28 protein-coding genes and 1 other RNA gene are annotated in these 25,801 nt (G+C 70.3%); 8 read left to right on the top strand and 21 right to left on the bottom strand.

Going from position 1 to position 25,801, the window contains the following annotated elements; genetic code table 11:
• Positions 1–45 precede the first annotated feature (45 nt).
• From ASG88_RS04795 to ASG88_RS04805, 3 genes are read left to right on the top strand one after another with little or no spacing between them, the layout of a single operon-like run.
• Positions 46–429: an ArsR/SmtB family transcription factor gene (locus ASG88_RS04795; RefSeq protein WP_056886291.1), complete on the top strand. Its 384-nt coding sequence runs from the start codon at positions 46–48 to the stop codon at positions 427–429.
• Positions 426–1,187 (top strand): cation diffusion facilitator family transporter, encoded by a 762-nt coding sequence (locus ASG88_RS04800; RefSeq protein WP_082599924.1) that lies wholly within the window; start codon positions 426–428, stop codon positions 1,185–1,187. Before ASG88_RS04795 ends, ASG88_RS04800 begins: the two co-directional genes overlap by 4 nt.
• Positions 1,184–1,825, top strand: a complete 642-nt coding sequence (locus tag ASG88_RS04805) for a methyltransferase family protein (RefSeq protein ID WP_056886292.1) — start codon at positions 1,184–1,186, stop codon at positions 1,823–1,825. The genes ASG88_RS04800 and ASG88_RS04805 overlap by 4 nt, the downstream gene beginning before the upstream one ends.
• On the opposite strand, the gene ASG88_RS04810 is transcribed toward ASG88_RS04805, so the two are convergent.
• The 3 genes from ASG88_RS04810 to ASG88_RS04820 form a co-directional block, all read right to left on the bottom strand.
• On the bottom strand, positions 1,804–3,120 hold the full coding sequence (locus ASG88_RS04810) for a hypothetical protein (protein ID WP_056886293.1): 1,317 nt from the start codon (positions 3,118–3,120) through the stop codon (positions 1,804–1,806). The two genes, ASG88_RS04805 and ASG88_RS04810, sit on opposite strands and share 22 nt — an antisense overlap.
• A 180-nt stretch (positions 3,121–3,300) precedes the next feature.
• Positions 3,301–3,843 (bottom strand): M23 family metallopeptidase, encoded by a 543-nt coding sequence (locus tag ASG88_RS04815; RefSeq protein ID WP_082599926.1) that lies wholly within the window; start codon positions 3,841–3,843, stop codon positions 3,301–3,303.
• 513 nt (positions 3,844–4,356) lie between these two features.
• Positions 4,357–5,364, bottom strand: coding sequence for an NAD(P)-dependent alcohol dehydrogenase (locus ASG88_RS04820; RefSeq protein ID WP_056886295.1), 1,008 nt, complete (start codon positions 5,362–5,364; stop codon positions 4,357–4,359).
• Between the two features lie 354 nt (positions 5,365–5,718).
• On the opposite strand from ASG88_RS04820, the gene ASG88_RS04825 reads away from it, so the two are divergent.
• On the top strand, positions 5,719–6,633 hold the full coding sequence (locus ASG88_RS04825; RefSeq protein WP_056886296.1) for a DMT family transporter: 915 nt from the start codon (positions 5,719–5,721) through the stop codon (positions 6,631–6,633).
• Between the two features lie 28 nt (positions 6,634–6,661).
• On the opposite strand, the gene ASG88_RS24005 is transcribed toward ASG88_RS04825, so the two are convergent.
• The 5 genes from ASG88_RS24005 to mobF form a co-directional block, all read right to left on the bottom strand.
• Positions 6,662–7,318: an arsenate reductase ArsC gene (locus ASG88_RS24005; protein WP_056886297.1), complete on the bottom strand. Its 657-nt coding sequence runs from the start codon at positions 7,316–7,318 to the stop codon at positions 6,662–6,664.
• Positions 7,315–8,454, bottom strand: a complete 1,140-nt coding sequence (gene arsB, locus ASG88_RS04835; RefSeq protein ID WP_056886298.1) for an ACR3 family arsenite efflux transporter — start codon at positions 8,452–8,454, stop codon at positions 7,315–7,317. Before arsB ends, ASG88_RS24005 begins: the two co-directional genes overlap by 4 nt.
• The gene (locus tag ASG88_RS04840; RefSeq protein WP_082599928.1) at positions 8,454–8,762 is read right to left on the bottom strand and encodes an ArsR/SmtB family transcription factor; all 309 of its coding nucleotides are present in this window, start codon (positions 8,760–8,762) and stop codon (positions 8,454–8,456) included. Before ASG88_RS04840 ends, arsB begins: the two co-directional genes overlap by 1 nt.
• A 601-nt stretch (positions 8,763–9,363) precedes the next feature.
• On the bottom strand, positions 9,364–9,969 hold the full coding sequence (locus tag ASG88_RS04845) for a hypothetical protein (RefSeq protein ID WP_056886300.1): 606 nt from the start codon (positions 9,967–9,969) through the stop codon (positions 9,364–9,366).
• The gene (mobF, locus tag ASG88_RS04850; RefSeq protein WP_082599935.1) at positions 9,939–10,952 is read right to left on the bottom strand and encodes a MobF family relaxase; all 1,014 of its coding nucleotides are present in this window, start codon (positions 10,950–10,952) and stop codon (positions 9,939–9,941) included. The genes ASG88_RS04845 and mobF overlap by 31 nt, the downstream gene beginning before the upstream one ends.
• A 995-nt stretch (positions 10,953–11,947) precedes the next feature.
• Here mobF and ASG88_RS04860 point away from each other — a divergent pair.
• A complete protein-coding gene (locus tag ASG88_RS04860) occupies positions 11,948–12,196 on the top strand; it encodes a helix-turn-helix transcriptional regulator (protein WP_056886303.1) in 249 nt (82 codons plus the stop codon).
• Positions 12,196–13,389, top strand: coding sequence for a tyrosine-type recombinase/integrase (locus tag ASG88_RS04865; protein ID WP_056886304.1), 1,194 nt, complete (start codon positions 12,196–12,198; stop codon positions 13,387–13,389). Before ASG88_RS04860 ends, ASG88_RS04865 begins: the two co-directional genes overlap by 1 nt.
• A gap of 51 nt (positions 13,390–13,440) precedes the next feature.
• Here ASG88_RS04865 and rnpB read toward each other — a convergent pair.
• From rnpB to map, 5 genes are all read right to left on the bottom strand, one after another.
• An RNA gene (gene rnpB, locus ASG88_RS04940) (RNase P RNA component class A) lies at positions 13,441–13,803 on the bottom strand.
• 34 nt (positions 13,804–13,837) lie between these two features.
• Complete coding sequence (locus tag ASG88_RS04870) at positions 13,838–14,677, bottom strand: transglutaminase family protein (protein WP_200956347.1); 840 nt, start codon at positions 14,675–14,677, stop codon at positions 13,838–13,840.
• Positions 14,677–15,606 (bottom strand): alpha-E domain-containing protein, encoded by a 930-nt coding sequence (locus ASG88_RS04875; RefSeq protein ID WP_056886305.1) that lies wholly within the window; start codon positions 15,604–15,606, stop codon positions 14,677–14,679. The genes ASG88_RS04870 and ASG88_RS04875 overlap by 1 nt, the downstream gene beginning before the upstream one ends.
• Positions 15,600–17,183: a circularly permuted type 2 ATP-grasp protein gene (locus ASG88_RS04880; protein WP_056886306.1), complete on the bottom strand. Its 1,584-nt coding sequence runs from the start codon at positions 17,181–17,183 to the stop codon at positions 15,600–15,602. Before ASG88_RS04880 ends, ASG88_RS04875 begins: the two co-directional genes overlap by 7 nt.
• A 41-nt stretch (positions 17,184–17,224) precedes the next feature.
• Complete coding sequence (map, locus tag ASG88_RS04885; protein ID WP_056886307.1) at positions 17,225–18,073, bottom strand: type I methionyl aminopeptidase; 849 nt, start codon at positions 18,071–18,073, stop codon at positions 17,225–17,227.
• Positions 18,074–18,097: 24 nt separating this feature from the next.
• Between map and ASG88_RS04890 the strand changes: the two genes are divergently transcribed.
• Positions 18,098–18,322 (top strand): hypothetical protein, encoded by a 225-nt coding sequence (locus ASG88_RS04890; RefSeq protein WP_056886308.1) that lies wholly within the window; start codon positions 18,098–18,100, stop codon positions 18,320–18,322.
• A 53-nt stretch (positions 18,323–18,375) separates the two neighbouring features.
• A complete protein-coding gene (locus tag ASG88_RS22935; protein WP_056886309.1) occupies positions 18,376–18,603 on the top strand; it encodes a hypothetical protein in 228 nt (75 codons plus the stop codon).
• A 25-nt stretch (positions 18,604–18,628) separates the two neighbouring features.
• On the opposite strand, the gene ASG88_RS04900 is transcribed toward ASG88_RS22935, so the two are convergent.
• The 8 genes from ASG88_RS04900 to ASG88_RS04935 form a co-directional block, all read right to left on the bottom strand.
• On the bottom strand, positions 18,629–19,819 hold the full coding sequence (locus tag ASG88_RS04900; RefSeq protein ID WP_056886310.1) for a PQQ-dependent sugar dehydrogenase: 1,191 nt from the start codon (positions 19,817–19,819) through the stop codon (positions 18,629–18,631).
• A 26-nt stretch (positions 19,820–19,845) separates the two neighbouring features.
• Complete coding sequence (gene panB / locus ASG88_RS04905) at positions 19,846–20,694, bottom strand: 3-methyl-2-oxobutanoate hydroxymethyltransferase (protein WP_056886311.1); 849 nt, start codon at positions 20,692–20,694, stop codon at positions 19,846–19,848.
• Between the two features lie 109 nt (positions 20,695–20,803).
• Positions 20,804–21,322 (bottom strand): hypothetical protein, encoded by a 519-nt coding sequence (locus ASG88_RS04910; RefSeq protein WP_157559566.1) that lies wholly within the window; start codon positions 21,320–21,322, stop codon positions 20,804–20,806.
• Positions 21,323–21,339: 17 nt separating this feature from the next.
• A complete protein-coding gene (locus ASG88_RS04915) occupies positions 21,340–23,205 on the bottom strand; it encodes an alpha/beta hydrolase (RefSeq protein ID WP_056886313.1) in 1,866 nt (621 codons plus the stop codon).
• The gene (locus tag ASG88_RS04920) at positions 23,202–23,531 is read right to left on the bottom strand and encodes a hypothetical protein (RefSeq protein WP_056886314.1); all 330 of its coding nucleotides are present in this window, start codon (positions 23,529–23,531) and stop codon (positions 23,202–23,204) included. The genes ASG88_RS04915 and ASG88_RS04920 overlap by 4 nt, the downstream gene beginning before the upstream one ends.
• Positions 23,528–24,061 (bottom strand): hypothetical protein, encoded by a 534-nt coding sequence (locus tag ASG88_RS04925; RefSeq protein ID WP_056886315.1) that lies wholly within the window; start codon positions 24,059–24,061, stop codon positions 23,528–23,530. The genes ASG88_RS04920 and ASG88_RS04925 overlap by 4 nt, the downstream gene beginning before the upstream one ends.
• Before the next feature lie 63 nt (positions 24,062–24,124).
• A complete protein-coding gene (locus ASG88_RS04930) occupies positions 24,125–25,006 on the bottom strand; it encodes a GNAT family N-acetyltransferase (RefSeq protein ID WP_056886316.1) in 882 nt (293 codons plus the stop codon).
• 276 nt (positions 25,007–25,282) lie between these two features.
• Positions 25,283–25,801, bottom strand: a 519-nt coding sequence (locus ASG88_RS04935; RefSeq protein WP_162259810.1) for an HNH endonuclease signature motif containing protein, incomplete at its 5' end; no start/stop codon positions are given.

Below are 25,801 nucleotides of genomic sequence, written 5' to 3' on the forward strand. Positions count from 1 at the left end.
GATCTAGTAGTCGCTGGCGGGCCAATTCTGCGCTAACATCGCCACATGACGATGAATCAAACCGATGTGGACCCGGGCGGGGTCCCCGACTCCGCGGGGCTGCTGCCCGCGGCGAGCCTCTTCCACGGGTTCAGCGACCCGACCCGGCTGACGATTCTGCGACACCTGGCGCTGGGTGAGCACCGCGTGGTCGACCTGACCGAGCATCTCGGTCTGGCCCAGAGCACGGTGTCGAAGCACCTGGCCTGCCTTCGCGGATGTGGCCTGGTGCAGTCGCGACCCGAGGGGCGGGCCTCAATGTTCTCCCTCACCCACCGCGATGCCCTGATGGGGCTCCTGGCGGCGGCCGAGCGGCTGCTTGCCCTGACGGGCGACGCCGTCGCGCTGTGCCCCACCTACCGTCTCGAGACGCTGGAGGGCGGGTCATGAGCACTCCCCTGGAGATCACGCATCGACCCCTGGCCCCGGAGGACCGGGCCCGACTGGGCCGGCGTGCCCAGCTGCTCGCCGGTGCCTCCGTCGCCTACAACATGATCGAGGCCGTGGTAGCGGTGACGGCCGGCCTCGTGGCCGGGTCGGTCGCCCTGGTGGGCTTCGGCCTGGATTCCGTCGTCGAGGTCTCCAGCGGCCTGATCATCTTGTGGCAGTTCCGCCACCCGCTTCCCGAGAGTCGGGAGCGACGGGCACTGCGCCTGATGGCCCTGTCGTTCTTCGCACTGGCGGGCTACGTCGGCTTCGAGTCCGTCCGCGCGCTGCTCACGGACCACGACCCGGACGCCTCGCCGATCGGCATCGGGCTGGCCGCACTGTCGCTGCTCGTGATGCCGTTCCTGTCGTGGGCGCAGCGCCGGACCGGGAAGGAGCTCGGCTCCAACGCCGTTGTCGCCGACTCCACCCAGACCCTCCTGTGCACCTACCTGTCCGCGGTGCTGCTGGTGGGCCTGCTCCTCAACGCCACCCTGGGATGGAGCTGGGCAGACCCGGTCGCCGGACTTGTCATCGCCGCGGTCGCGGTGCGGGAGGGCCTCGAGGCATGGCGAGGTGAAGGGTGCTGCGCTCCCCTCACCGCGTCGGGAACGGAAGGCCCCGGCTGCGGCTGTGGAGACGGAGGGTGCGCGAGCGCATGCTGTGCCCCGCAACCGTCGGTGACCATCGAGGCACCCGAGCACAACGGTCGCGCGTCATGACGGTCGCGGCCCTCACGGTCTATGCGGTCTACCTCGGTGTCGCGTTCGGGGTGCGGACCTGGGTGCAGTGGCGCAGGACGGGTGACACCGGCTTCCGCGGGCTGTCCGGACGCCCGCTCAGCGCGGAGTGGTGGGCCGGCGCGCTGTTCGCGGTGGCCCTCGCCGCCGGTCTCCTCGGACCCGTTCTCGCCCTCGCAGGCTCGCCCCTCGTCGGCCCCCTCGACCACGACCTCGTCGCCTGGGCCGGACTGCTCGTGGCCACGGTCGGTGTGGCCGCCACCTTCGCCACACAGCTGGACATGGGCACCAGCTGGCGGATCGGCGTGGATGCCGAGGAACGCACGGAGCTGGTCACCGGCGGGACCTTCCGGTACGTGCGCAACCCCATCTTCACCGCCATGGCGGTGACGGGCCTGGGCCTCACGATGATGGTGCCCCATGTCGTCACCGTGCTGGGCACCGTCCTTCTCCTGGTCGCGCTGGAGCTGCAGGTCCGTGTCGTGGAGGAGCCCTACCTGAGCACGATGCACGGGGCGTCGTACGCGGAGTACACCGCCGGCGCGGGCCGGTTCCTGCCCGGCGTCGGCCGGCTGAACCCTCCGGTGGTCGGCGTCCCTCACACCCCGAACAACAGGTAGAGCCCACTGAAGGTGTAGAGCGTCATGGCGGCCAGCAGGGGGAGCTGCCCGGTGGTCCGCAGACGCGCGGGCAGGAGTTCCAGGGAGCGGTCGTGGGCGGCGATCACGCCGAGCACGTGGCCGCTCACGATGGCCAGGACCTTGGTGGTGGCCAAGAACGTCGGATGGAGGGAGAGCCAGTAGTTGACCTGCAGGCCGGCCGTTCCGATGAGGTTGGACCCGTTGTCGAGGGGATCGCTCATGAGGATGAGCGTCTCCTGGCCCGTCTCCACGAAGTAGGTCAGGTAGTGGGCGACCATGTAGCCCACGATGATGGGTACGAGCGAGTGGGCGAGCGCGGCCGGGTGCAGGCGACGCGACGGACCGATGTCCCCGACGCCCACCGTGGTGGCAGCCGTGAACGTGAGTCCCACGATGAGGCACGCCGCCAGGAGCAGTCCCGTCTCCAGCAGGGCAACGTTAGCGGTGGTCTGCTGGGAGAAGCGCAGCCAGGAGTTCGACGAGCGGAAGCTGTCGAACGCCGTGCTCCCCAACAGCACGGAGACCACCGCCACCAGCCCCGGGCCGGCAGGGACGTGCGCGAGGTTGTACAGCGGGTTGCGCACGACCAGCACGTCGTCGTCGCGTCGAGCCCACGGAGAGAGATGGGCGACCAACGTGGAGTACACCTCGAACGGATCGACACGCTCGAGCCATCGCGACCCCCAGAGCAGGCTCCCGATGATGGTCACGGCGAAATACAGCGCGAACCACAACCGGACGGGGCCCAGGTACTGGTTACCGGGATAGACCAGCTCCAGCCAGACGAACGCGAACAACCCGACGGACGCCCCCCAGTAGCCGAGGCGTTCGGGGAAGGGCGCGAGACCACGTCCGTGGTCGAGACCGGCCGCTCGGGACAGAACCAGATGCGCGGTGCGCGATGGGCTGACTGCCTTGAAGAACGGACCGAACAGCAAGGACATGGGCACGATGCCCACCCACAACCAGACGTAGACGACACCGAAGGTGGGGTTCACCAACAGGTCTGGACCGAGGATCGCGGCCCAGGCGACGTAGGCCGCCACCAAGAGACCCACGGCCCGCAATGCCCACACGAAGAACGTGCTGTCGACGAGGCGCGAGATCGCTGCGGGCGCGGTCCTCCCTGCGTCACGTCCGCCGAACCTGGGTCGACGCCACGCAAAGAACAGGATCACGAACGACAACGCCAGTGCGGCCGTACCACCGAGGATGGCGAAGGACGCGGGGATGGGTAGGTCACTGGCTCCGCCGAGCCCATGCGCGAGAGTCACGACAGTTCACCGAAGGTCACAGGCCGCAACCCGCGGGTCCCCACCGGGATCGTCGAGCGGAAGCGTGTGGGGTGTCCAGACACGGTCATGCGCCATCCCTTCCGTCCTCCGGGCTCATGGTCAGCGCCGGCAATCTACTACCCATGCTCGTAGTCGCGGTGGGGTGCTCCCCGACCATCGCTAGAGCAGAACTCCGCGGTCCATCAAGGCTGCGTAGGGATCCACCGGATCCCCACCGCCTGGGCGAACCTCGATGTGCAGGTGCGCACCGGTGACGTTGCCCGTGGCGCCGACCAGCCCGATCTGTTGGGCGCGGTCCACCGACTGACCGGCCTCGACGTCGATCCGGGACTGGTGGCAGTACCAGATCTGCGTGCCATCGGTTGCCGTCACGATGGTCCGATAGCCGTAGGACCCCGCCCAACCCGCCTCGCTCACCTGTCCCGAGCTCACGGCCATGACGGGTGTGCCCGTCGGTGCCGCGAGATCAAGACCGGTGTGAGTGGAGCTCCACAACGAGCTGCTCAGTCCGTACGTCCCCGTGATGCGGTATGACCCCAGAGGCGCGACCCACTGCATGTCTCGGAGGTCGCTCTCGCGTCTCCCCGCCTGGGACACCATCTCGCTGATCGCGCGACCTCGGCGCGCTGTGGCCCGTTGTGCCGAGACCACGATCGACGGTGCCCCGCGTGCCCCGGATCTGCTCACCACCCCCGGCCGCATCCTCCGTCCCGTCGCTTCGACAGCAGCGCCAGCCGTTGATGCAACGGTTGGGGTCGACGACGCCGCGAGCTCCCGCAGGGGGGCGGCGTCGGTGGACAGAGTTCCAGCGATGGAAACGACGAGGGCCACGGCGCCCAACGCCCCGGGGGCGAGAAGCGGCACGCTTCCGCCCCCACGTCCGACCGGGCGGCGCCGGTCACGGTGTCGACTCACGTAGGAACCTCGTGTCTCGTAGCTGCGTGAGCCCCTCCCTCACCCGGAGCGGCGGGCATTCGAAAGGGGAAGTCGGACGCCCGCCGCATCTACTATGCAACATAGTGGAGAGGCGAATGGCAAACTCGCGGACGTCCTGCACGTGCCGGATCCCGGCTGCGTCACAGTCCCTTGTGTCCCAATCCTCTGGTGCGGACCGTTCGGGATCGTGGGTCCTGGCGCATCCACCGGAAGCTGGCGAGAGGCCTTGCAATGTGGGCCCCGACTGCCCCATCAGGCCGACCATTCGGCGGTGGTGCGTCAGACGATGATCACCACCCTCCCCACTGCTTGACCCGAGGCCAGGTATCTGAGCGCCTCGGGCGTGTGGGACAGCGGAAAGCTCCGATCGACCACCACTCGAAGCTGGCCGTCCTCCATGAACTGAGCGAGCATGCTCATCAGTCGGGGCTTGTCGGGTGAGACCACCAAGCCATCCCGTAGAGCCGGGGTTGTTGTCGCGCGGGCCATCAGTCCCACCATGCGCGGGAGACTGCCCAGCAAGGTGTGCCCACCGGCGCCGAACGCGTCGTGTCCGATCAGGACGTAGCTACCGTGCGGGGCCAGTGCTCGGCGTACCTGCCTGAAGGAGTAGTTGCCGGGCACGTCGTAGATGAGGTCCCATCGCTCGCCGCCGCGGGTGAAGTCCTCGCGTGTGTAGTCGATGGTCCGATCCGCGCCCAGGGACTCCACGAGCCCGAGCTTGCGGGTGTGGTCCACGCCGGTGACCTCAGCTCCGTAGGCCTTGGCGAGCTGGACCGCGAACGCCCCGACGCCTCCAGCCGCACCGTTGACCAGCACGCGGGAACCGGGTCGCACCCGACGTCGCGGAAGGTTGCTGAGGGCAATGAGGCCCGAGGTGGGCACTGCTGCGGCTTCCTGGAAGCTGACGCCTCGAGGCTTGAGGCAAACTCCATCTTCGGGCGCCACGGCGTACTCCGCGAACGCACCGCCATTGCGCCACTGGACGCCGCGGATGGTCTCGGCAAAGACTTCGTCCCCAGGGCGAAACCGTAGGACCGTGCGGCCGATGGACGCCACAACCCCGGCAAGGTCGGTGCCGGGCACCCGATTCTTGGGACGCTTGACGCCGGCGCCCATCAGGCGGAGTATCGCTGGCCGGCCGGTCACCACATGCCAGACGTCGGGATGCACCGACGCGGCACGTACTTTGATCAACACCTCGTCCTCGGCGGGCTCCGGGCACGGAACCTCACCCACTCGGAGGTCGTCGACCGACCCATAACGGGATTGCACGATCGCTCTCATACCGGAGCGTACTGCGGGTGATCCGGGTCATGCCCTCATCCCCAGACAGACCGCGCCGTCGCCAGCCGCGACGCAGGCCGATGACAGTCGACGGGCGATGTGCTGAGGGAAGACACGGGCGAGCTTGTCCCCTTCAGGACGCGAAGGGCGGCCTTGAGCAAGTGTTCGTCACAGCACGCGGCCGAGTTCGTCGGGGCCCATCGCCGAGGCGAGTACCGTGGTGAAGGTGACGCAGCTGGGTGTGCCGGGATGGAGTCGGTTGCCTGGTTACGCCTGCTGTGACGACGAGGACGGGCGCTGAGGTAACTCAATCCCTGTACGCCGGTCTCCTTCTCCGCATGAGGTGTCACAGCCATGCCCGCGTACTCGCATGCTCGGAGCGTCGTCCTGCTGATCACGGCCGCTGCCTGCTGGGGTGTCGGCACCGTCATCACGAAACAGATGCTGTTCGACGTCCCTGCGCTCACCCTGCTTCCTCTTCAGCTCCTGGCCAGTTGTGCGTTCCTCGCCGCTGCTGCCCGGGCCGGGCGGAACCGCATCACCTGGTCTCCTGCCATGCGCCGGTTGACCCTGCTGGGGGTGCTGAATCCCGGGCTGGCCTATGCGCTTGCCCTTGTCGGTCTGACTTCGATCTCGGCGAGCATGTCGGTGTTGTTGTGGGCGACAGAGCCGTTGCTCATTCTGGTGCTGGCCGTCGTCCTGCTCCGAGAACGCGTCGCCCGGCGACAGAGCGGTGCGATGCTGATGGCTCTCGCGGGGGTGGGGCTGGTCGTGTACAGCCCCGGCGCTGCCGGCAACCTGATGGGTGTGGCGCTGACCTTGACGGCCGTCGCGGCGTGCGCGGTCTACACGGTGCTGGCGCGGCGGTGGTTCCTTGACGATGCGTCCCTGACCGTCGCATTCGCTCAGCAGGTGGCGGCGCTGAGCTTTGCGGTGGTCATCGCGGCGGGTGCGCAGTTGGGGGGCGGCCAGGGGTGGGACCTCGGTGCGCTGTCGCCGCGGGCGTGGGTGGGGGCCGCGGCGTCCGGGGTGCTGTACTACGGCCTCGCGTTCTGGCTGTACCTGACTGGGCTCCAGCGGGTGCCCGCTTCCGTTGCTGGGTCGTTCATCACCCTGGTGCCGGTGTTCGGGGTCGTGGCGGGTTACCTCGTGGGTGAGCGGCTCACGGAGCGGCAGTGGGTGGGTGCGGTGATCGTCGTCGTCGCGATGGTTGTCGTGGCGATGCCACCGCAGATGAGGCGTACCCGGCCGGTGGCCGGGGCGGGGTGAGCCCGCCCCGACCGGCCGCCGCGTGCGGTTAGGCCCGGGTCGCGACCAGGTCGGCGAGCAGGTCTTGGACGCGCTGGTCGATGTCGTCGCGGATGGCGCGGACCGCGTCGGGGCCTTGGCCGGAGGGGTCGTTCAGTGCCCAGTCCTCGTAGCGCTTGCCGGGGAAGATGGGGCAGGCGTCTCCGCAGCCCATGGTGATGACCACGTCGGAGGCGGCCACGTCCTCGGTGAGCAGCTTCTTGGGGAACTCCTGGGAGATGTCGAGGCCGACTTCCGCCATGACCTCGACGACGGCGGGGTTGACGCTGTCGGCGGGCGCGGAGCCGGCGGAGCGGACGCGGACTCGGCCCTGTCCGTGGTGGTTCAGCAGGGCGGCGGCCATCTGGGAGCGGCCCTGGTTGTGGACGCATACGAAGAGGACCTCGGGGACGGTGGTCATGTGGATGTTCTCCTGTCGGGCGGCGAGGCGGACGAGCGAGTCGCGGGCGATGCGCCCGGTGAGGATGGGCAGGTAGGTCTGGATCCGGGCCTCGCCGGCGATGCGCTGGTAGGCGTCGGCGACGTAGGCCCGTACGGTCTCGGGGCCGAAGACGCCGGAGAAGGTCGGGGCGAGGTCCTCGGCGATGCGGTCGAGGAGGGAGGCCTCCTTCAAGGGCTCCGGACGGGTGCTGTTGTTGGTGGTCATGCGCGGACCTCACTGTCGGGGCTCGTTGCGGGGGTGTTGGCGGGGTAGAACCTGCGGCGCGCCCACAGGGCGACGTACACGAGGGCGACGAGGACGGGGACCTCGATGAGGGGTCCGACGACTCCGGCGAGGGCCTGCCCGGAGGTGACCCCGAAGACGCCGATGGCGACCGCGATGGCCAGCTCGAAGTTGTTGCCGGCTGCGGTGAACGCGAGCGTGGTGGTGCGTTCGTAGGTCATCCCGAGTCCCACGCCGAGCGCGAAGGACCCGGCCCACATGAGCGCGAAGTAGGCCAGCAGGGGCAGGGCGATGCGGGCCACGTCGAGGGGCTGGTTGGTGATGGTGTCGCCCTGGAGGGCGAACAGGATGACGATGGTGAACAGCAGCCCGTACAGGGCGACCGGTCCGATCTTGGGCAGGAACCGTGTCTCGTACCAGTCACGACCCTTGGCCCTCTCGCCGAACGTGCGCGTCAGGAACCCGGCTAAGAGTGGGATGCCGAGGAAGATCAGGACCGACTGGGCGATCTCCCACACCGACACGTCCAGCCCGGCACCAGCGGCTCCGTCTCCGAGACCGAGCCAGCCGGGCAGGAGCTCGAGGTAGAAGTAGCCGAGGCCGGCGAACGCGACGATCTGGAAGACCGAGTTGATGGCCACCAAGATCGCGGCGGCCTCGCGGTCACCGCACGCCAGGTCGTTCCAGATGAGGACCATCGCGATGCAGCGGGCCAGGCCGACGATGATGAGACCGGTGCGGTACTCGGGCAGGTCGGGCAGCGTCAGCCACGCGAGGGCGAACATGAGCGCCGGGCCCACGACCCAGTTGAGGAAGATCGAAGCGCCCAGCAGCCGCTTGTCGGCCGTGACGTGACCCAGTTCGTCGTAGCGGACCTTGGCCAGCACCGGGTACATCATCACCAGCAGCCCGACGGCGATGGGCAGGGACACCGAACCGACCTCCACGCGGGCCAGGGCGTCGTCGAGGCCTGGCACGAGGCGCCCGAGCAGTAGTCCGAGGACCATGGCGGCGACGATCCACACTGGCAGGAACCGGTCCAGGGTGGACAGGCGCTGCAGGACGGCCGCGTCCTCGGGTGCACCGGGGCGGGGGGACTCGTAGACGGTGTCGCTCATCAGCAGGCACCTGCCGCGGAGGTCGCGGTGATCGGCGTAAAGAGGCCCCTCATGGCCTCCATCGCCTCGGGCTTGGCTTGGTAGTACACCCAGACGCCGCGCTTCTCACGGTCCAGCAGGCCGGCCTCGTGCAGCACCTTGAGGTGGTGGCTGATCGTCGGCTGCGACAGGGCGAAGGCCGGTGTGAGGTCGCAGACGCACGCCTCACTACCCTCATGAGAGAGCACCATCGACAACAGGCGGAGACGAACCGGGTCCGCGATCGCCTTGAGCAGCGGCGCCAACCGGGCGGCCTGCTTCTCACTCATCGGTTCGCGGGAGAGGGGGATGCAGCACGCGAGAGCGGCAGTGGAAGCAGCATGGGACTCGGGGTTAGACACGCGTCTATGTTCACACCTGTCTATGTCTTGGAACGAGGGCGGCGATGTGAACGGCGTTCGACGAGTTGATGAATGGACGCCCGCCACGACCGAGACGGTGACGTCGTGAGACGTCCGTCCGGCCGCGATGCGCGCGGAGTTGCGTAGCCGATTCATCCCATGCGCGTTGCTTCGCCAGGTCCGCGTCCGGGTTCGACCTGATGCAATGAAGCCTTGTCGCCGGATGTCCCGGATGCCAGCGGATGACGGTTCTCAATGGCTCGACCATCTCTGGCCATCCAAGACGTTTGAAGACTTCTACAACGGCGGCACGCATCTAGGACGCCGCGATGCGCGGGGCGCGCCGACCTGGCACAAGAGGCCTCTGACCTGCGCTTTGGACGATCTCGGTGGGGGGTCGCTGTGTGTGTGGCGGATTTGGTGCCTGTTTGTCCCGGGGTTTCGTCCAAGTCGATATCGACCCATCGCAGGGCCAGGATCTCGCCGATGGACCGTTGTGTAAGACAGGGCATCGTCATGCGTGTGACGCTCATCGAGCGCGGGGGACCACTGTGTCGAGCGCGGCGGGGTAGGGGTTCGGGGTGCGGTGTCCGGTGGGGGTCACCGCGAGGGTGGTGCTCAGCGCCGCGCGTTGCTGGGGGCTGATGTAGGTGGCGATGGGTGCCGAGGGTGTGGGCAGGTTGACGAGGTCGGTGAGGCTGCGTTCGAGGGGGTGGCGGCGATGCACGCGGGTGCGGCCGACCTGACGGGTGGCGTCTTCCATGCGCAGGTTGCTTGTGTCCCGGAGGAGCTCGCGGCGCATCGTGGTGGCGAGGTTTTGGGTGACCTCGTGGGTGGCGGTGGCGAGGTCCTGCCACTGGGCGGTGCTGAGGGTCAGGGTGGGTGTGGTGCGCAGCAGGCGGGCCACGGCGGTGCTGAGCTCGACTTGTTGCCAGCAGGCGCCGGTGTTGCGTCCCTGCGGTTCGAGGTCCACGAGCCGGCGTAGGTGGGCGTGGATGTCGCCGAGGATCTCGCGGCGCTGGGCGAAGTGCGCGGCGAGCTCCTCGGCGCCGGGCGTCTGACGGGACAGGTGCTCGAAGCGCTCGGTGAGGGCGTGTTGGCTGGTTACGACCATCCGGACGGTGTGGGTGTCCATTTCGGGTTCGGCGTCGTAGAAGGCGTCACTGCCGTGCAGGGGTCGCAGGTAGCGCGCGAGTTGTCGTTGTGCGGCGGCGAGGTCGCCTGCTTCGTGCACGGTGTAGACGGGGCTGGAGACCCGCGGTTGGGGCCGACTCGCGGGGGAGGCGCGGTCCGGGGTGTCGCTGGTTGCACGTGGGTGTGCAGATTGGGGTCCCCGGAGCGGGCGTCGCGGTGCGTGAACGTCGCAGCGATCAGGCCCGCCGCCTTGACCTGCTGCACGCCACCCCGGCCGCGGCGGGTGAACAGCACCTCGCGTTCGAGGTAGGCCAGGGTCTCCTCGACCGCGGCGTGGTGGGCGGCCACGATCTGGTCCGCGACGTCCCGATCGGCCAGGGCCCACAGCACGGACACCGACTTCACGGGCGTGAAGGTGAGGTCGTAGCCGGCGACAGCGGTGGTCTGTTGCCGTAACGCCCGGGCCAGGAACCCCGATCGCTCCCGGTCGTCCAGCGGTGCTCGGCCGTGCTCGGTCGCGAACATCTCGTCGGCCACGGCGGTGCGGATCCGGGCCCGCACCTCGGGCGGCACGGGCGTCTGCCAATGCTGCCCCTGCTCGGCGTTGTGAGCGGCGAAGCATCGGGCCACCGTCCGTTGGAACGGGGCGGCGCCCTCGTAGACCGCGAACGCCCGACCCAAGGCACCGGCCCTCGCTGCGTCTCGCGGCGGACGCCCCCCTCCAAGCGCCGCACGCTCGAGCAGCTCGGCGTCCGGGTGTCGGCCATTTCCAAACAGGTTCTTCATCTGGGCTTCGGTGACCGTCGCCCCGGTCTCCATGCCAAGTCCCGCCAAGCCTGCACCCCACCAACGGCCGGGGGACTCGCCCTTCTCCGAGTAGTAATCCGCCAGCCCGGCGTGGCCACGATCGGTCGCGTCGTGGGCCGCGACCTGCCGGGTCAGGTACGTGTACCCGTCCCCGGCCGTCAGCTTGTGCAGACCCATCACACGACCCAGAAGGGACGGACATCACCGTCGCTGGTGAGGCCAGAAGTGCATGAGGTGTGCAGGCTTTGCGACTCCGTCGCCGGCTTGGAGGCGAGGCTGATCGGGTCGCTCGGCGACGTCGGATTGCACGCTGCTGGGCGTGAGCCTTTTGAGGTGTCAGGAGTGGGGTCAGGTGCCTTCAGAAATTCGTTGCAGGCACTCAGGGTCAGTGTCAGGGAGCTCCTACCGGGCCGATACCCGGCCCCGCCGCCCAATCGGCTGAGCAAGGCACTTGTTGACCTCGGCGAGGTGCGCCCGGCACTACCGCCTAGCCGGGCACACCGCGCCGCATGTCGTTCCCCGTGGCTGGTAGCGATGGGGTTAGAAGGCCGTGGAACGCTTCGCGTGTGGCACGCGACTGGCCCATGAGGGACTCCACACCCCTCAAGGGGACGTCACCCGGGCGGACGCCCTCTGGGGCCATCGCCTCGTCGTCGTATACGGAACTCAAGAACTATGACGTTGTGGACGCCGCGTATGGCCCGCCAGGCTCAGCGGCCTTCGAGTTCGGTGCGGTTGATGAGTGGCGGGTGGGTCGGGGCGGGTCACTGCAGTCCCGCGGGCGAGATGGTGTTCGGCGAGGGGGTGCCGCCGGCGAGGAGGAAGCCGTGGTCCGTGAACGACGCTGTCGCCACCTGCAGAGAGACCCTGATCGATGACAAGGCGCCGTAGATGTGCTGGTTGCTGGGTGGGGGCGTTGTCCTGGCTGGTCCACATCGTGTCTGGGGGCGCAGGTTCCCTGCCGGTTCACGTCCCCGCCGAACAGGGGTAGCGCCAGCTTGTTCGCGTCGCTTCATCTCCGTTCGGACGTGGACACGCCGTCGGCATCGCCCGAAGTCGCACCTAGTGCTTGGGCCCCTGTTTTCGCAGGCTTTTGGAGATGGGTGTCCGTTCTCGTCATCGACCCTGCGCCTGTCACGGGTGACCATCACCCAATTCCCTTGGAGGAAGCCATGTCCGTCACGAGCAGCACTGTCCCGTTCTACCAGCGCCACGACGAGGAGCTCCTCACTCTGTCGGATGTCGCCGAGATCCTGAAGACTCCGGAGAACACGCTTCGCTGGTGGCGCCAGGTCGGCAAGGGGCCGCAGTTCTTCAAGATCGGCCGACGCCTGGTTACCACCGCCGGCGACGTGCGCCAGTTCACGCGCGAGCAGCGTCTCGCAGCCCGACCCCTCATTCCTGAACCGCGGAGGTACTGATGGCCCGCATCAGCAAACGAACGATCCGGTGGACGACCCAGGGCGGGGAGCCCAGGACGAGCGAGAAGTACGAGGCGTCGTTCCACGACCGGGTCGGCAATCGTCACCGGCGACTGTTCAGCCTCAAGAAGGACGCCCAACGCTGGCTCGACGAGCAGACTGCCGGGCTCGTCACCGGGCAGTGGGCCGATCCGCGCGCCGGACGCGAGAGCGTCCGGGCGTACGGAGAACGCTGGCTTCGCCGTCAGGTGCTTGCGGTCAACACCGCGTCGACGTACGGCACCGTCCTGTCCAACCACATCTTGCCCACCCTCGGCGCGATGCGGATGGACGCGGTCAACCGCGCCGACGTTCAGTCGCTCGTGAAGGAGTGGGAGGCATCGTCGGCCCCCAGCACCGTGGCGGCGAGGTACTCGATCCTCGCGATCATGCTGAGGGCTGCCGTCAAGGACCGAGTCATCCCGGCCACGCCTTGCGTGGACATCACCCTGCCGAAGACGGCGTCGAAAGCGGCTCTGGTGCCGATCTCCACCGACACGGTGGTCGCGCTCCGCGACGAGCTGCCGGAGCGCTATCGCGCCTTCGCCACCATCGCCGCGGGCACGGGCATGCGTCGGGGAGAGATCCTCGGACTGACGCTCGACCGGATCGCGTTCGACTTCGGCACCATCCGCATCGACCGACAGCTGGCGCGCTCCAGCCGGGCCGACCACCCGGTGTGGGGCCCGCCCAAGACCGAGTCCTCGACCCGGACGATCCCGATCGCCGACGTCGTGGTCGAGGCGATCGGCAGGCACGTCCGGGACTTCGGCCATCACGAGTCCGGTCTGCTCTTCACCACCGACGTCGGCGCCTTCATCGGCACCAGCACCCTCCACGGCGCCTGGCAGCGCGCGGCGAAACGAGTCGGCACCGACGCCACCCCGCACGACCTGCGTCACTACTTCGCCTCGGTCCAGATCCGGGGCGGCCTGTCGATCAAAGTCCTTCAGGCGCTGCTCGGCCACAAGTCTGCGGTCGAGACCTGGGACACCTACGGCCACCTGATGGGCGACGAGGACGACCGCAGCCGCGCCGTCATCGACATGGCGCTCGGCGGCGGGCCACGCCCATCCGCTGCTGCGACGCCGACGAGTGGCGACGGCCGCGCACGACGACGACCGACAGACGAGTCGAAAACGCTGCCACAGTAGTGTCACAGTAGAGGCGTGTGATTCACGTTTCCGCAGGTCAGAGGCTTGTGGCGAATGGGCTGGCCTGTAGGCCGGGTTCTGTCCGCCGTGAGGCGGGGCGACCATCCATCTAGGGGAGCCGTTGCCGACCCCCTCGAGCGATCTACCCGTGTGCTCGGGCGGGCCGCCCTCGGTCACACACTGCTCGATCTTGCTCCGGGTGGGGTTTACCTAGCTGCTCCGGTCGCCCGGCGCACTGGTGGTCTCTTGCACCACCGTTTCACCCTTGCCGCTCCCCGTGGGGAGAGGCGGTCTGTTTTCTGTGGCACTGTCCCGCGGGTTGCCCCGGATGGCTGTTAACCATCACCCTGCCCTGTGGAGCCCGGACCTTCCTCGGTCCCCCCGTGAGGGGAACGCGGTCGCCCGGCCAGCCCATTCGCTGGCCCGAGCATGACAGGTGCGGACGCGCTCAGGCCAGTCGGGTGACGGCGACCTCGACGAAGACCGACGAGGTACCGGCGCCGTGGAAGATCCCGTGCAGCGGGCGCACGTCGAGGTAGTCGCGCCCCGTGGCCACCACGACCCACCGGTCGCCCGGCTCGAGGTCGTTGGTCGGGTCGAAGCCCTGCCACCCGTCGTCCCACCACTCGACCCACGCGTGCGACTCACCCGCCACCGTCTCGCCGACCTCGGCGTCGGCCCGCGGGTGGAGATAGCCGGAGACGTAGCGGGTCGGGATGCCGATGCTCCGCAGCGCGCCGATGACGAGGTGGGCCATGTCCTGGCACACGCCCGAGCGCTGGGCCCACGCCTCGGCCGCCGGGGTGGCGACGTCGGTGGTGCCCGGGATGTAGGCGACCTGCTGGTGGACGTGGTCGCAGATCCGGCGTGCCGCCTCGCCGGGCGTCGCGCTGTCGTCGGCGATCTCGCGGGCGGTGGTGGCGACGTCCGCGGGGGGAGCGACGAGGGGCGGCAGCTCGAGGTACTCGGTCCACCGGTCGGTCACCTCGGGGTCGGCGATCTCCGCCCACGAGAGGACAGGCCCGGGGGAGGGGGCCCGCTCGGTGTGCACGGTCGACGTCGCGGTGATCGTCATCGAGTCGTGCGGGTCGAGCACCTCGAACGAAGTCACCTCGTTGCCGAAGTAGTCGCGGTAGGTGGCCGTCCACGGGGTCGGGCTCACCACGAGGCGGTTGTGCACGACGATCTGGCCGGGGGCGGTGAGCGGTGTCATCCGCGCCTGGTTGTACGACGCGAGCGCGTTGCCGTCGTACTCGAATCCGGTCGTGTGGATGATCCGGAGCTGCATCAGACCCGCCCTCCCTGCCAGTTGGTGCCCTCGGACCCGGCGAAGAAGCGCCGGGTGACCGCGTCGGTGGCCAGCGCACACGTGCGCTGGAGCTTCTCCATCTCGCCGGGCAGGTCCGCCACGACGTCGCTCAGCGAGCGGTACTCCAGGTCGGCGCGGGTGCGGCCGATGAGACGCAGGGCGTCGTTCTGGAAGCCGGCGCGGCCGCCGGCCTCGAGGTTGTGGAGGCACTGCTCGGCCCGGTTGAGCGAGAAGATCACGGACCGTGGGAAGAGCCGGTCGAGCAGCAGGAACTCGGCCGCCATGCGCTCGGTCTCGGCTCCCTTGTAGGTGCGCAGGAAGGCCTCGTAGCCGCCGCACGCACGCAGCGTGTTGGTCCACGGCGAGCCGCTGCCCCCGGCGTACGCCGCCGTGGCGACGAGGCGCGACGTCATGTCGGCCCGCTCCAGGCACCGCCCCAGCATGAGGAACTGCCAGCCCTCGTCGCGAGTCATGGTGGCGTCGGCGGCGCCGTTGATCAGCGCGGCCCGGTCGCGCACCCAGCGGAAGCCGGACGCCGGCCCCGCGGCCCGGAACTGCCCCGAGACCACGCTGCGGTGGGTCGTGTTGAGGGCCTCCCACATGGCGACCGAGAGCGTCTCGCGGGCCCGCCGGGCGCTCTCGCGGGCGGCGGCGAGGACCGCGGCGACGGACGCGGGGGCGTTGGCGTCGTAGGCCAGCTGCTCGAGCACCAGCCGGGTGTCGACGCGGGCGTCGGGGTCGAACTCGACGCCCATGATGGCCAGCAGGTTGCGGCAGGTGGTCTCCTCCGAGCCGGAGGTGTCCTCGAGCAGCAGCTGGGTCTGGACGTCGAGGATGCGGGCGGTGTCCTCCGCGCGCTCGACGTACCGGCCGATCCAGAACATCGACTCCGCGATGCGGCTCAGCATGCGGTCCCACCCTTCTCGCGCGCCTGCTGCTGCTGTTGCTCCTGCTCGCCGGGTCCGGTCAGGTCGGTGATCGCCGGACCGCTGCTGGGCGGCTCGGCCTGGTGGGCGTGGACGACCACCTCCTCGCGCACGGCGGCGACGGTCGGGCCGGCCAGCACCCAGGTGTCCTTCGAGCCGCCGCCGCGCGAGGAGTTGACGATGAGCTCGCCCTCCGGGAGCGCGACGCGGGTCAGCCCGCCGGGCAGCACCCACACCTTGGTGCCGTCGTTGACGGCGAAGGGGCGCAGGTCCACGTGCCGCGGACCCAGCTTGCCGTCGACGAAGGTCGGCACGGTGGAGAGCTGGACGACGGGCTGGGCGATCCAGTTGCGTGGCTCGGCCATCACCTTGGCCCGCAGCTCGTCGAGCTCGGGCCGCGATGCCGCCGGACCGATGACGATGCCCTTGCCGCCCGAGCCGTCGACCGGCTTGACGACCAGCTCGTCGAGGCGGTCCATGACCTCCTCGCGGGCGTCGGCGTCGCCGAGTCGCCAGGTGTCGACGTTGCGGAGCACCGGCTCCTCGTCGAGGTAGTAGCGGATCAGGTCGGGGACGTAGGTGTAGACGAGCTTGTCGTCGGCCACCCCGTTGCCGACGGCGTTGGCGAGCACGACCTGGCCGGACCGGGCCGCGTCGATGAGACCGGGGCAGCCGAGCAGCGAGTCGCCGCGGAAGTGCACCGGGTCGAGGAACTCGTCGTCCACCCGGCGGTAGATCACGTGCACCGGCTCGGGGCCGTTGGTGGTGCGCATCATCACGCGCCCACGGCGGCACTCCAGGTCGCGGCCCTCGACCAGCTCGACGCCCATCGTGCGGGCGAGCAGCGCGTGCTCGAAGTAGGCGCCGTTGAAGACGCCCGGGGTGAGCACCACGACGGTCGGGTCGGCGACACCGGCAGGGGCGGCCGCACGCAGCGCGGCCAGCAGCCGCTGCGGGTAGCCGGCCACCGGACGGATGCGGTGGTGGGCGAACGTCTCGGGCAGCGCCGAGGCAATGGCGCGCCGGTTGGTCATCACGTAGGAGACACCGGACGGGACGCGCACGTTGTCCTCGAGCACGCGGAACTCGCCGTCGTTGTCGCGGATCAGGTCGATGCCGCTGACGTGCACGCGGACGCCGTTGGGCGGGCGCACGCTGGCGGCGGCGCGATGGAAGTGGCTCGACGTGGCGATGACCCGGCGGGGGATCACGCCGTCGGTGAAGACCTGTCCGGCGTCGTACACGTCGGCGAGGAACGCCTCGAGCGCCCGCACCCGCTGCTGGACGCCGCGCTCGATGGTCGACCACGAGTCCTGCTCGATCACGCGCGGCAGGATGTCGAGCGGGAACGCCCGCTCCTCACCGCCGATGTCGAACGTGACGCCCTGGTCGAGGTAGCTGGCCTGCAGCGCCTCCACCCGGCTCGCCAGGTCGGCCATGGTCATCGTGTCGAGCGTCGAGCGGAACTGGTCGTACGCCGGGCGCATGGTGCCGGCGTCGAACATCTCGTCGTACGCCGGCCCGGTGCCCCCGGGGTATTGGTGGAACATCGAGTCCATGGCGAGTCACCCTAGGGGTAGCGGTGTTACGCCGGGGTGAACTACGGCAGGGTCAGCACCTCGGCGCCGGACGGCGTGACCAGCAGCGTGTGCTCGAACTGCGCGCTCCGCCGGCCGTCGCGGGTCACCGCGGTCCAGCCGTCGTCCCACATCTCCCACTCGTGGGTGCCGAGGTTGAGCATCGGCTCGATGGTGAAGGTCATCCCGACGCGGATCTCGTCGTCGTAGCGCGGGTCGTCGTAGTGCGGCACGACGAGCCCGCTGTGGAACGACGTACCGATCCCGTGGCCGGTGAACTCGCGGACGACGCCGTAGCCGAACCGCTTCGCGTAGGCCTCGATGACGCGGCCGATGATGTTGATCCGGCGACCGGGCTGCACCGCCCGGATAGCCCGGTCGAGGGCCTCGCGGGTGCGCTCGACGAGCAGCCGCGACTCCTCGTCGACGTCACCGGCCAGGAAGGTCGCGTTGGTGTCGCCGTGCACGCCGTCGAGGAAGGCGGTGATGTCGATGTTGACGATGTCGCCGTCCTCGACCACCCGCGAGTCGGGGATGCCGTGGCAGACCACCTCGTTGACGCTCGAGCACAGCGACTTGGGGTAGCCGCGGTAGCCCAGCGTCGAGGGGTAGGCACCGTGGTCGCAGAGGAACTCGTGGCCGATCCGGTCGAGCTCGTCGGTGGTGACGCCGGGTGCGACGTGCGAGCCCACCAGCTCGCGGGCCTGGGCGGCCAGCCGGCACGCGGCGCTCATCCGCTCGATCGTCTCGGCGTCCTTGACCTCGCTGCCCTCGAAGGGCGCGGGCGCGGGCCGGTCGACGTACTCGGGGCGGGGGATGGAGGCGGGGACGGCACGACGCGGCGAGATCGCCGCCGGAGCTAGGGCTGGCACGACGGCGAGTGTAGTTTCTCGATCATGAGCGACTCGGAGTACTGGTACTGCCTGACCCACAAGACGGTCGAGGGCCACGACGGCTGCCGCAACTCGGACCGCCTCGGCCCCTACTCCTCAGCGGAGGAGGCAGGTCGCGCGCTCGAGAAGGTCGAGGAGCGCAACGAAGAGTGGGACAACGACCCGAAGTGGAACGACGACGGCCCCGGCTCCGGTGACGGTCCGGTCGACGGCACCCCGGACAACTGAGCGGTCCCGCTCCGGCCCGCCGCGACGACGCGTCCCCGTGGGCGTTCGCGGGGATGATCGGACTCGCGTGCGTCTTCTTCCTGCTGGCGGCGACGCCGACGGTGGTCGACGCCCCGTGGTGGGTGACCGTCCTGATGCTGCTCGGGTGGGTGGTCGCCCTGGTGCAGGGCTGTCGCTGGTTCGTACGCCGCCCGCGCGCGGTCGTCGTGCTGCCCGTCCTGCTCGCGGTGGGTTGGTTCGCCGTGGTGCTGGCCGGCGCCCGCTGGCTCGGCTGGGCCTGAGCCGGCCGGTCGCGGGTCGGAGGTCTCAGCGGGGCGAGACGCGCAGCACCCTGTCGTCGGCGCCGTTGCTGGTGGTGACCAGGAGGTGCCCGTTGGCGATCCGGGTGACCGAGCGCAGTCGGCCGTAGCGCTGGAGCGCCGCCGGCGCCAACGTCCGTTGCAGGACCAGGTCGTCGTCGAAGCGGAGGAACAGCACCTCCTCGCCCTTGAGCGCCGCGACCGCGAGCGTGCCGGCGTACGAGCCCCACTGCCGGCCCTCGACCCACGTCGCACCGGACGTAGCGATGGTCGGGTTGCCGGAGCTCCAGATCGCCTCGGTCTGCTCCCCGGGCAGGGACTGGTCGGTCATCGGCACGCTCTCGTCGTAGCCGGGGCCGGGGCTCCAGCCGAAGTCGGCGCCGGGGGAGAGGGCGTTGACCTCGTCGTCGCGGTCGGAGCCGTGCTCGACGCTGACGACGGACCCGTCGGACGGGCGCTGGGCCAGGCCCTGCACGTTGCGGTGCCCGTAGGTCCACACGAGGCGCTGGCGGGGGTCGGCCGCGTCGGCGAACGGGTTGTCCGGGAGCGCCCGGCCGGTGCGGCGGTGGACGCGCAGCACCTTGCCGCCGAGCGAGGTGAGGGAGCGGGGATTGGTGGGATCGGCAGCGTCGCCGGTGCCGACGTACAACGCTGTGGACCCGGTGTCGAGCAGCACCCGGCAGCCGCCGTGGCGCCCGCTCGTCGTCGGCAGGCCGGTGACGACGTGACGCACGAGGGTGGCCCGGCGGGTGTCGTCGCTGAGCTTCCACAGGGAGACGCGGACGTCCTGGCCGCTGCCGGTCTTCCAGCCCTGGCAGGTCCAGAAGCGGCGGGTGCGGTCGAAGGCCGGGTCGACGGCCAGCGACATCAGGCCCGTCTCGCCGCTCACCCAGACCTTGGCGCTCGGGAAGCGGACGGTACGCCGCTGGCCCTTCCGCACCACGGAGAGGCGGGCGCGGTCCCGCTCGGTGACGAGGAACCGGCCGCCGCCGATGGGCTGGACGTCCCACGGGTTGGCCAAGCCGCCGACGACGGTGCGCACCCGCAGGCCCGGCGCCTTCGCCCGTGGCGCCGGCGCCTCGGCCTGGATGGGGGAGAGGCTGCCGGCCGCCTCCTTGGCGAGGGCGGGCGGGTCCGTTCCGAGCGCGCCGAGCCCGAGGGCGGCGGCCAGGACGAGGACGGCGGGCCGAGACGTCATGTGCTCGACGGTACGCCGTGGACCCGTCAGAAGGTGTGCTCCGGCCCGGGGAAGGTGCCGCCCCGGACGTCGTCGGCGTACGCGCGCGCCGCGTCGAGCAGCACGGAGTGGACGTCGGCGTACTGCTTGACGAAGCGGGCCATCCGACCGGTGCGCAGGCCGAACGCGTCCTGCCAGACGAGGACCTGGCCGTCGCAGCCGTTGCCGGCACCGATGCCGATGGTCGGGATGACCAGCTCCTTGCTGATCTGCTCGGCGACGTCGCCGGGCACCATCTCCATGACCACGGCGAACGCGCCGGCCTCCTGGACGGCGCGGGCGTCGGCGAGGACCCGGTCGCCGGCGTCGCCGCGGCCCTGGACGCGGTAGCCGCCGAGGGTGTGCTCGCTCTGTGGCGTGAAGCCGATGTGCGCCATCACGGGGATGCCGCCGCGGGTGCACTTCTCGATGACCGGCGCCATCTCGGCGCCGCCCTCGAGCTTGACCGCGTGCGCGCCCGCCTCCTTCATGAAGCGGACGGCGGTGAGGTAGCCCTGCTCCGGGCTGGCCTGGTAGCTGCCGAACGGCAGGTCGCCGACGACCATGGCGCGGCTGACGCTGCGGGAGACGGCCCGGGTGAGCGGGAGGAGCTCGTCGACGGTGACGGGCAGCGAGGTCTCGTTGCCGTAGACGTTGTTGGAGGCGGAGTCACCGACGAGCAGGAGGTCGATGCCGGCCTCGTCGAAGGTGGCGGCGGTGTACATGTCGTACGCCGTCAGCATGGTGATCTTGTCGCCGCGCTCCTTCATCTCCCGCAGGTGATGGGTGCGGACCTTCTTGACCGGGGCCGCCGCCTGCGGGGCTCCGGAGCCGTACGGCGCCGTCTCTTCGCTCATGGTGCTCTCCTCGTGACATCTCGCAGCTCCCCGATGGAGTCCACGGACCACCAGTCAGGCTAGTGCGGCTGCGCACTGGTGGCGCTGTGGCGCCGGTCACGCTGCCGCGTCACCGCAGGTAGGCCAGGTAGTCCTCGGCGGGTGCGCTCTCGGCGAAGTCGTCTCCGTCCTGGATGCCGCTGACTCCGATCCTGACGTTGAGTCCCGACCCCTTCTTCTCGGCGGTGAGCAGCGAGGCCTGGGCGATGACAGTCACGTTCCCCTTGGTGCCGGTCACGCGCCTCTGGGCGTCGTCGGTCTCGACCGCGTAGCCGTGCTGGTCGAGGATGCCCTCGACGGCCGCCAGCGACTCGGTCATGGTGCCCGACGGCTTCAGGAGGGAACCGCTGGCGGTGTAGTCCCAGATGCCGAAGCCGCCGCGCTCGAAGAACGTCGCCTGCATCCCGTTGAACTGCCCCCCGAGCCTGCCGACGAGATCGGGCAGGACGGCCTCGGCCTCGGCGTCCATCTCGGCCTTCACGGTCCGGGCGTCGGGGCCGTCTCCCGAGCCCTCCACGTCAGAGCCGCCGTCGGAGGTGCAGGCCGCGAGGAGGAGGACGACGACCAGCCCGAGCACGATGCGCGTCATGGCCGCCACCCTAGGCGTCATGGCCACAGGTCCGAGAAGTCGTCGACGCGGTCGCCGACCCAGTCCCGGCCGCCGTCGTAGATGTCCTCGATCTCCTGGCGGCCCTCCTCGATCTCCTGCTCGACCTGGTGGACGACCTCGTCCTTGACCCAGTCGAGGGCCATGTCGTTGGCGTCCTGGGTGCGACCCGTCGTCACCTCGGGCTCGTCGCCGCGGACGATGGCGGACAGGTTGTCCAGCGACTGCTGGTTGGTCGTCGGGTCGAAGTAGGACGTGTGGTTGGTGACGCCCTGCCCGAGGTCGTCGGCGTGGAACTCCTCGCCGGGTGCCACCGGGAAGACGGTGGCCCCGAAGTCGTCCTGGGCCGGGTCGCGTCCCATGCCGAGGTCGCCGTCGCGGCCGAGCCAGGTGACGAAGTCGTTGTCTGCGGCACCGACGTAGACCCTGCCCTCCGGCATCCCGAGGTCGCTGGCGTGGTCGACGTCGTTGCCTCCTGCGCCGGGACTGCCGATGAGGGTCAGCGAGTCGGCGTCGAGGCCGTGGTCGTGGGCCGCGTGGGCCGCCGTCGTGGAGCCGTAGCTGTGGCCGATGACGCTCAGGTGGGACCGGTCGCCCTCGTCGGTGGCGCGCAGCCCGTCGACGAAGTCGGCGAGGCTCGCGCCGCCCTCGATCGCCTTGTCCTCGCGGGCGACACTGCCCATGTCGAGTCCGTCACCCGGCCAGTCGAGGGCGTTCTCGGGGTTCCAGCTGGGGGCGTCGTAGCCCATCCACGCGATGGTGGCGGCGGACTCGCCGTTGCGGATCGCCTGCTGGTAGAGGGTGTAGGCGTCGGCCGCGTTGCCGGGGATGGTGGTGCCGTCGTTGGTGATGCCGGGGACGATGACCGCCGTGTTGTCGGCCGTGTCGGGATCGCCGTAGCTGACCGCGACGGCGCCGTCCCCGCCGAAGGCGCCCGGCTGGTAGACGAGGAGGTTGACGTCGACCGGATCTCCGACGCCATCACCGTCGACGTCCGTCAGGCCGTTGGCCGCCGGGATGTCCAGGGACGTCTGGGCGGCTCGTGCTCGGTCGAGCAGGCGCTGCTCCGCCTGGGTGAGGTCCTCGCCGGCCTCCTGCTTGGCCGTGAGGCGGTCGAGGTCGCGGTCGAGCGAGGTGCGGTTGGCCTCGTCGCGGTCGCCGGTCGGGATGCCGTTGGTGTTGCCGACGAGGTCGGGGTCGCTGATCTTCAGCGCCTCCTGCTCGGCCCGGGTCAGCCCCTCCCACCACTGGTTGATCGCCTCCGGGTCGCCGCCGAGGGCGGTGAGCTCGGAGCGAAGGGCACTGATGTCGGTGGTGTCGCGGGCGGCGGCGTCGGCGCCCTCACCGGTGGTGTCGACGGCCCGGAAGGCCTCGATCAGGCGGTCCTCGGCGGCCTCGACGTCGTCCCACAGGGAGGTGACGTCGTCGACGAGCCGGTCGGCCCGGCCCTGGAGGGCCCGGGACTGGGCCTCGAGCGCGGCGACGTCGTCGGCGGTGGACTGCGCGATCCGGGTGTGTAGGTCGTCGATGTCCTGGTTGACGCGGGTGCGGCGGGAGACCAGGCCCTCGCGGACCGTGGTCAGGGCGACGATGCGGTCGACGTAGCGGTCGCAGGCCGCGGCGACCCGGGTGAAGGCGGCCGTGGCGGCTGCGGTGTCCCGGGCGTAGCCGGTCATGGCGTGGTCGGCGGCCTCGGCGGCGTCACCGGTCCAGTCGTCGGGAGCGCCGTGGGCGGTCATCCAGTCGGCGACGTCCGACATGGTCGTGCCGGTCGAGCGGAGTCCCGTGGTGACGGCGGAGGCGGCGGAGGTGGCCTCCATCTCCGCGATGGAGGCGACGTGGGCGGGCACCATGATGGTGGTCATCCCAGGCCCCCCGTGGTCGGGGAGACGTTGCGGTCGGTCCAGGTCATGAGCTGCTGGCTGCGCTCGACGACGTCCTGGTCGGACTGCTGGAACAGGAGCGACGCGTCGCGCAGGGCCTCGCCGTGGTCGACGGCGGCGTCCTCGAGGCGCTTGATCTCCGTCATCCAGGTGTCGATGAACGTCTGGGCCGCGGGCTGGACCCGGCTGCCGAGGAGGGACGGGTCGACCTCGCCGAGGGACCTGCGGCCGCCCCGGACGACCTCGCCCTGGTCCTCCCAGCCCTGGGCCGAGCGGGCCAGTGCGGCGAGGTAGACGTGCAGGCTCATGCGTCGGCCCCCGACGCGGCGTGCATCCGGGCCTGGAGCTCGACGTGGAGGTCGGCGGGGATGTGCAGCGGGTCGCTGGTGATCCGCACCGCCACCGCGTCGGCCGTGGCCTCGGCGATCAGCTCGAACGGCCCGGCCATGCCACGCACCCGGGGGCTGCCGTCGGCCGCGGGGCGCGGCTCCCAGCCGAGGTGGACCAGCGTGTTGGCCAGCCGGCGCAGGAGCGGGACCGCGCCCTCGTCGCCGAGGTCGCCGTAGCTGGCGGCGGTGACCCAGCGGCGTGACTCCGGGTGGGCCTGGCCCCACCAGTAGTCGGCCCGGGCCGTCGGCTCGCGGTCGAGGCGCTCGCTGAGCGCGGCGAGGACCCGGTCGGCGTGCCGGGTGCGGGCGTGGCACTGGGCAGCGGTCGCGACCGGCTCGTCGAGCGGTGGCACCGGGGGCAGCAGGACGATGTCGACGTCGGGGTGGCGCTCGCGCAGCTCGCGCATCATCGGGTCGGTCAGTGCCGGGTCGGGTGGGAGCGAAGCCATGACGTCCTTGTTCCGTCCACGCATCCCGCTCAAACCCCGGCGGACGTATCTGTGGACGCCGGGTCAGGGGAGGGGGAGCTCGCGCGAGACGGTGATGCTGGTCCTGCTCGTGGTGTAGCCGAGTCGCTCGTTGAGGGTGCGCATCGCGACGTTGCGGTCCTGGGTCCACGTGTAGACCTCGTCGAGGCCGTGGGCGGCGGCCCACTCCAGGGCGCGCAGCTTGAGGTGGACGGCGACGCCGCGTCCGCGCCAGTCGCCGCGCACGGCCGTCAGTGCGTTCTCGGCGCGCGTGGGCTCGTCGGTGTCGAGGAGGAGACCGGCGCAGCCGATCACCTCACCGTCGTGCAGCGCCAGGAACATCGGGTCGGCCCGCCAGGTCGTCGCCCACTGCTCGGGGGTGACCTCGAGGGGAGTGTCGACGGCGAAGCCGGCCAGCGCCTCGCGCCCGAAGCCGTCGTACGACGCCTCCCACAGCCCGGGACGCTCGGCGCTGGTGACGACCTCCACCCCCTCGGGCAGCGGGGGAGGGGACGGGGCGCCGGCGACGCTGCGCGTCAGCTCGACCTCCCGGTCGACCTCGACGAAGCCGAACCTGCGGGCGAACGCGAGCGACTCGTCGTCGTCCACCTTGGCGCGGAGGCGGGGGAGGCCGAGCGACGTGCAGTGGTCGGCCAGCGCGCGGAGGATCCCCTCGCCGATCCCTCTCCGACGGTGGTCCGGCAGGACCCGTGGTGCCGCCGCCCCCGAGTCGGCGGACTCGCCGCGGTCCGCCATGCCCGAGCCGACCACCGTGCCGTCCTCGCGGGCGACGAGCATCAACCGCTCGGGGGACTCGCGGGCGCGGAGCTCCTCGACGGTGTCGCAACGCTCGTAGGGCAGCACCGCGATCCGGACCGAGCGCCAGGCCTCGTAGTCGGCGTCGGTCACGCACGGGCTCAGCTCCATGCCTGCACGCTAGGACGGGCGTCAACCGGATTCGGGGCTCAGGTCCAGGCCTGCGGTGCCGTGGTGGTGGCCCTGCTGCGTCCGTCACGGCGAGTGTGCGTGGAAGCACCGATCACCGAGCGCTGAGGGTGCTTCTGCGCACACTCGATACAGCGGTTGCCCGGGTCGGGGGTCTCCTCGCGCCAACCTCCTGCCGCCGTGCGGTCGGTGATGAGCTGTCCCGGACGTGCCTGTGGCCCCACCGGTGTCGCTGTGGCGGGGTCCGGGGCGTGGTGGTCAGAGGTCGGGCGGGTGTGCGTCCGGAAGGTCGTCCGGATCCGGAGCGTCGATGCGGTCGCGAGGGGACGGGACCCCAGGCTCGGGCCAGGCGCGGCCAATGGGTCGGCTGCCGGTGTGGTCTCGGAGGTAGGTGTGGCCGAGTGGGCTGGTCCAGACGAACACCCCGGGCTCGGTCATCTCGTAGCGCCACCTGCCTCGGGTCTTGAGGCGGTGGTGCCGCCTGCAGAGCGGGGCGAGGTTGTCGGTCGCCGTCGGACCACCCTGCTCTGGATCGTCGTGGTCGTACGGGATGACGTGGTCGAGGTCGCAGAGCCTGGCGTTGCGTCCGCACCACGGGAACACGCACGTGCCGTCGCGGACGATGACGTGCTCACGGATCTCCGGTGTGGGTCGGTAGCCCTGGCACTCGAGCCGCTTGCGGAGGTCGATGACCCGGGTGACAGTCACCTGCACGTCAGGGCGCCCGCACCAGGCCCGGATCTGGTCCACCGACAACAGACGTTGGCCGGCCTGCTC

Origin of the sequence: Nocardioides sp. Soil777 (genome assembly GCF_001428425.1) — a bacterium.
GTDB classification, from domain to species: Bacteria; Actinomycetota; Actinomycetes; order Propionibacteriales; family Nocardioidaceae; genus Nocardioides; species Nocardioides terrigena.

Bases quoted from the DNA above. Each gene is read 5' to 3' on its own strand.
- ASG88_RS04795 (WP_056886291.1), top strand. From the start codon at position 46: ATGACGATGAATCAAACCGATGTGGACCCGGGCGGGGTCCCCGACTCC.
- ASG88_RS04800 (WP_082599924.1), top strand. From the start codon at position 426: ATGAGCACTCCCCTGGAGATCACGCATCGACCCCTGGCCCCGGAGGAC.
- ASG88_RS04805 (WP_056886292.1), top strand. From the start codon at position 1,184: ATGACGGTCGCGGCCCTCACGGTCTATGCGGTCTACCTCGGTGTCGCG.
- ASG88_RS04815 (WP_082599926.1), bottom strand. From the start codon at position 3,843: ATGCGGCCGGGGGTGGTGAGCAGATCCGGGGCACGCGGGGCACCGTCG.
- ASG88_RS04820 (WP_056886295.1), bottom strand. From the start codon at position 5,364: ATGAGAGCGATCGTGCAATCCCGTTATGGGTCGGTCGACGACCTCCGA.
- ASG88_RS04825 (WP_056886296.1), top strand. From the start codon at position 5,719: ATGCCCGCGTACTCGCATGCTCGGAGCGTCGTCCTGCTGATCACGGCC.
- ASG88_RS24005 (WP_056886297.1), bottom strand. From the start codon at position 7,318: ATGACCACCAACAACAGCACCCGTCCGGAGCCCTTGAAGGAGGCCTCC.
- arsB (WP_056886298.1), bottom strand. From the start codon at position 8,454: ATGAGCGACACCGTCTACGAGTCCCCCCGCCCCGGTGCACCCGAGGAC.
- ASG88_RS04840 (WP_082599928.1), bottom strand. From the start codon at position 8,762: ATGAGTGAGAAGCAGGCCGCCCGGTTGGCGCCGCTGCTCAAGGCGATC.
- ASG88_RS04845 (WP_056886300.1), bottom strand. From the start codon at position 9,969: ATGGACACCCACACCGTCCGGATGGTCGTAACCAGCCAACACGCCCTC.
- mobF (WP_082599935.1), bottom strand. From the start codon at position 10,952: ATGGGTCTGCACAAGCTGACGGCCGGGGACGGGTACACGTACCTGACC.
- ASG88_RS04860 (WP_056886303.1), top strand. From the start codon at position 11,948: ATGTCCGTCACGAGCAGCACTGTCCCGTTCTACCAGCGCCACGACGAG.
- ASG88_RS04865 (WP_056886304.1), top strand. From the start codon at position 12,196: ATGGCCCGCATCAGCAAACGAACGATCCGGTGGACGACCCAGGGCGGG.
- ASG88_RS04870 (WP_200956347.1), bottom strand. From the start codon at position 14,677: ATGCAGCTCCGGATCATCCACACGACCGGATTCGAGTACGACGGCAAC.
- ASG88_RS04875 (WP_056886305.1), bottom strand. From the start codon at position 15,606: ATGCTGAGCCGCATCGCGGAGTCGATGTTCTGGATCGGCCGGTACGTC.
- ASG88_RS04880 (WP_056886306.1), bottom strand. From the start codon at position 17,183: ATGGACTCGATGTTCCACCAATACCCCGGGGGCACCGGGCCGGCGTAC.
- ASG88_RS04890 (WP_056886308.1), top strand. From the start codon at position 18,098: ATGAGCGACTCGGAGTACTGGTACTGCCTGACCCACAAGACGGTCGAG.
- ASG88_RS22935 (WP_056886309.1), top strand. From the start codon at position 18,376: ATGATCGGACTCGCGTGCGTCTTCTTCCTGCTGGCGGCGACGCCGACG.
- ASG88_RS04900 (WP_056886310.1), bottom strand. From the start codon at position 19,819: ATGACGTCTCGGCCCGCCGTCCTCGTCCTGGCCGCCGCCCTCGGGCTC.
- panB (WP_056886311.1), bottom strand. From the start codon at position 20,694: ATGAGCGAAGAGACGGCGCCGTACGGCTCCGGAGCCCCGCAGGCGGCG.
- ASG88_RS04910 (WP_157559566.1), bottom strand. From the start codon at position 21,322: ATGACGCGCATCGTGCTCGGGCTGGTCGTCGTCCTCCTCCTCGCGGCC.
- ASG88_RS04915 (WP_056886313.1), bottom strand. From the start codon at position 23,205: ATGACCACCATCATGGTGCCCGCCCACGTCGCCTCCATCGCGGAGATG.
- ASG88_RS04920 (WP_056886314.1), bottom strand. From the start codon at position 23,531: ATGAGCCTGCACGTCTACCTCGCCGCACTGGCCCGCTCGGCCCAGGGC.
- ASG88_RS04925 (WP_056886315.1), bottom strand. From the start codon at position 24,061: ATGGCTTCGCTCCCACCCGACCCGGCACTGACCGACCCGATGATGCGC.
- ASG88_RS04930 (WP_056886316.1), bottom strand. From the start codon at position 25,006: ATGGAGCTGAGCCCGTGCGTGACCGACGCCGACTACGAGGCCTGGCGC.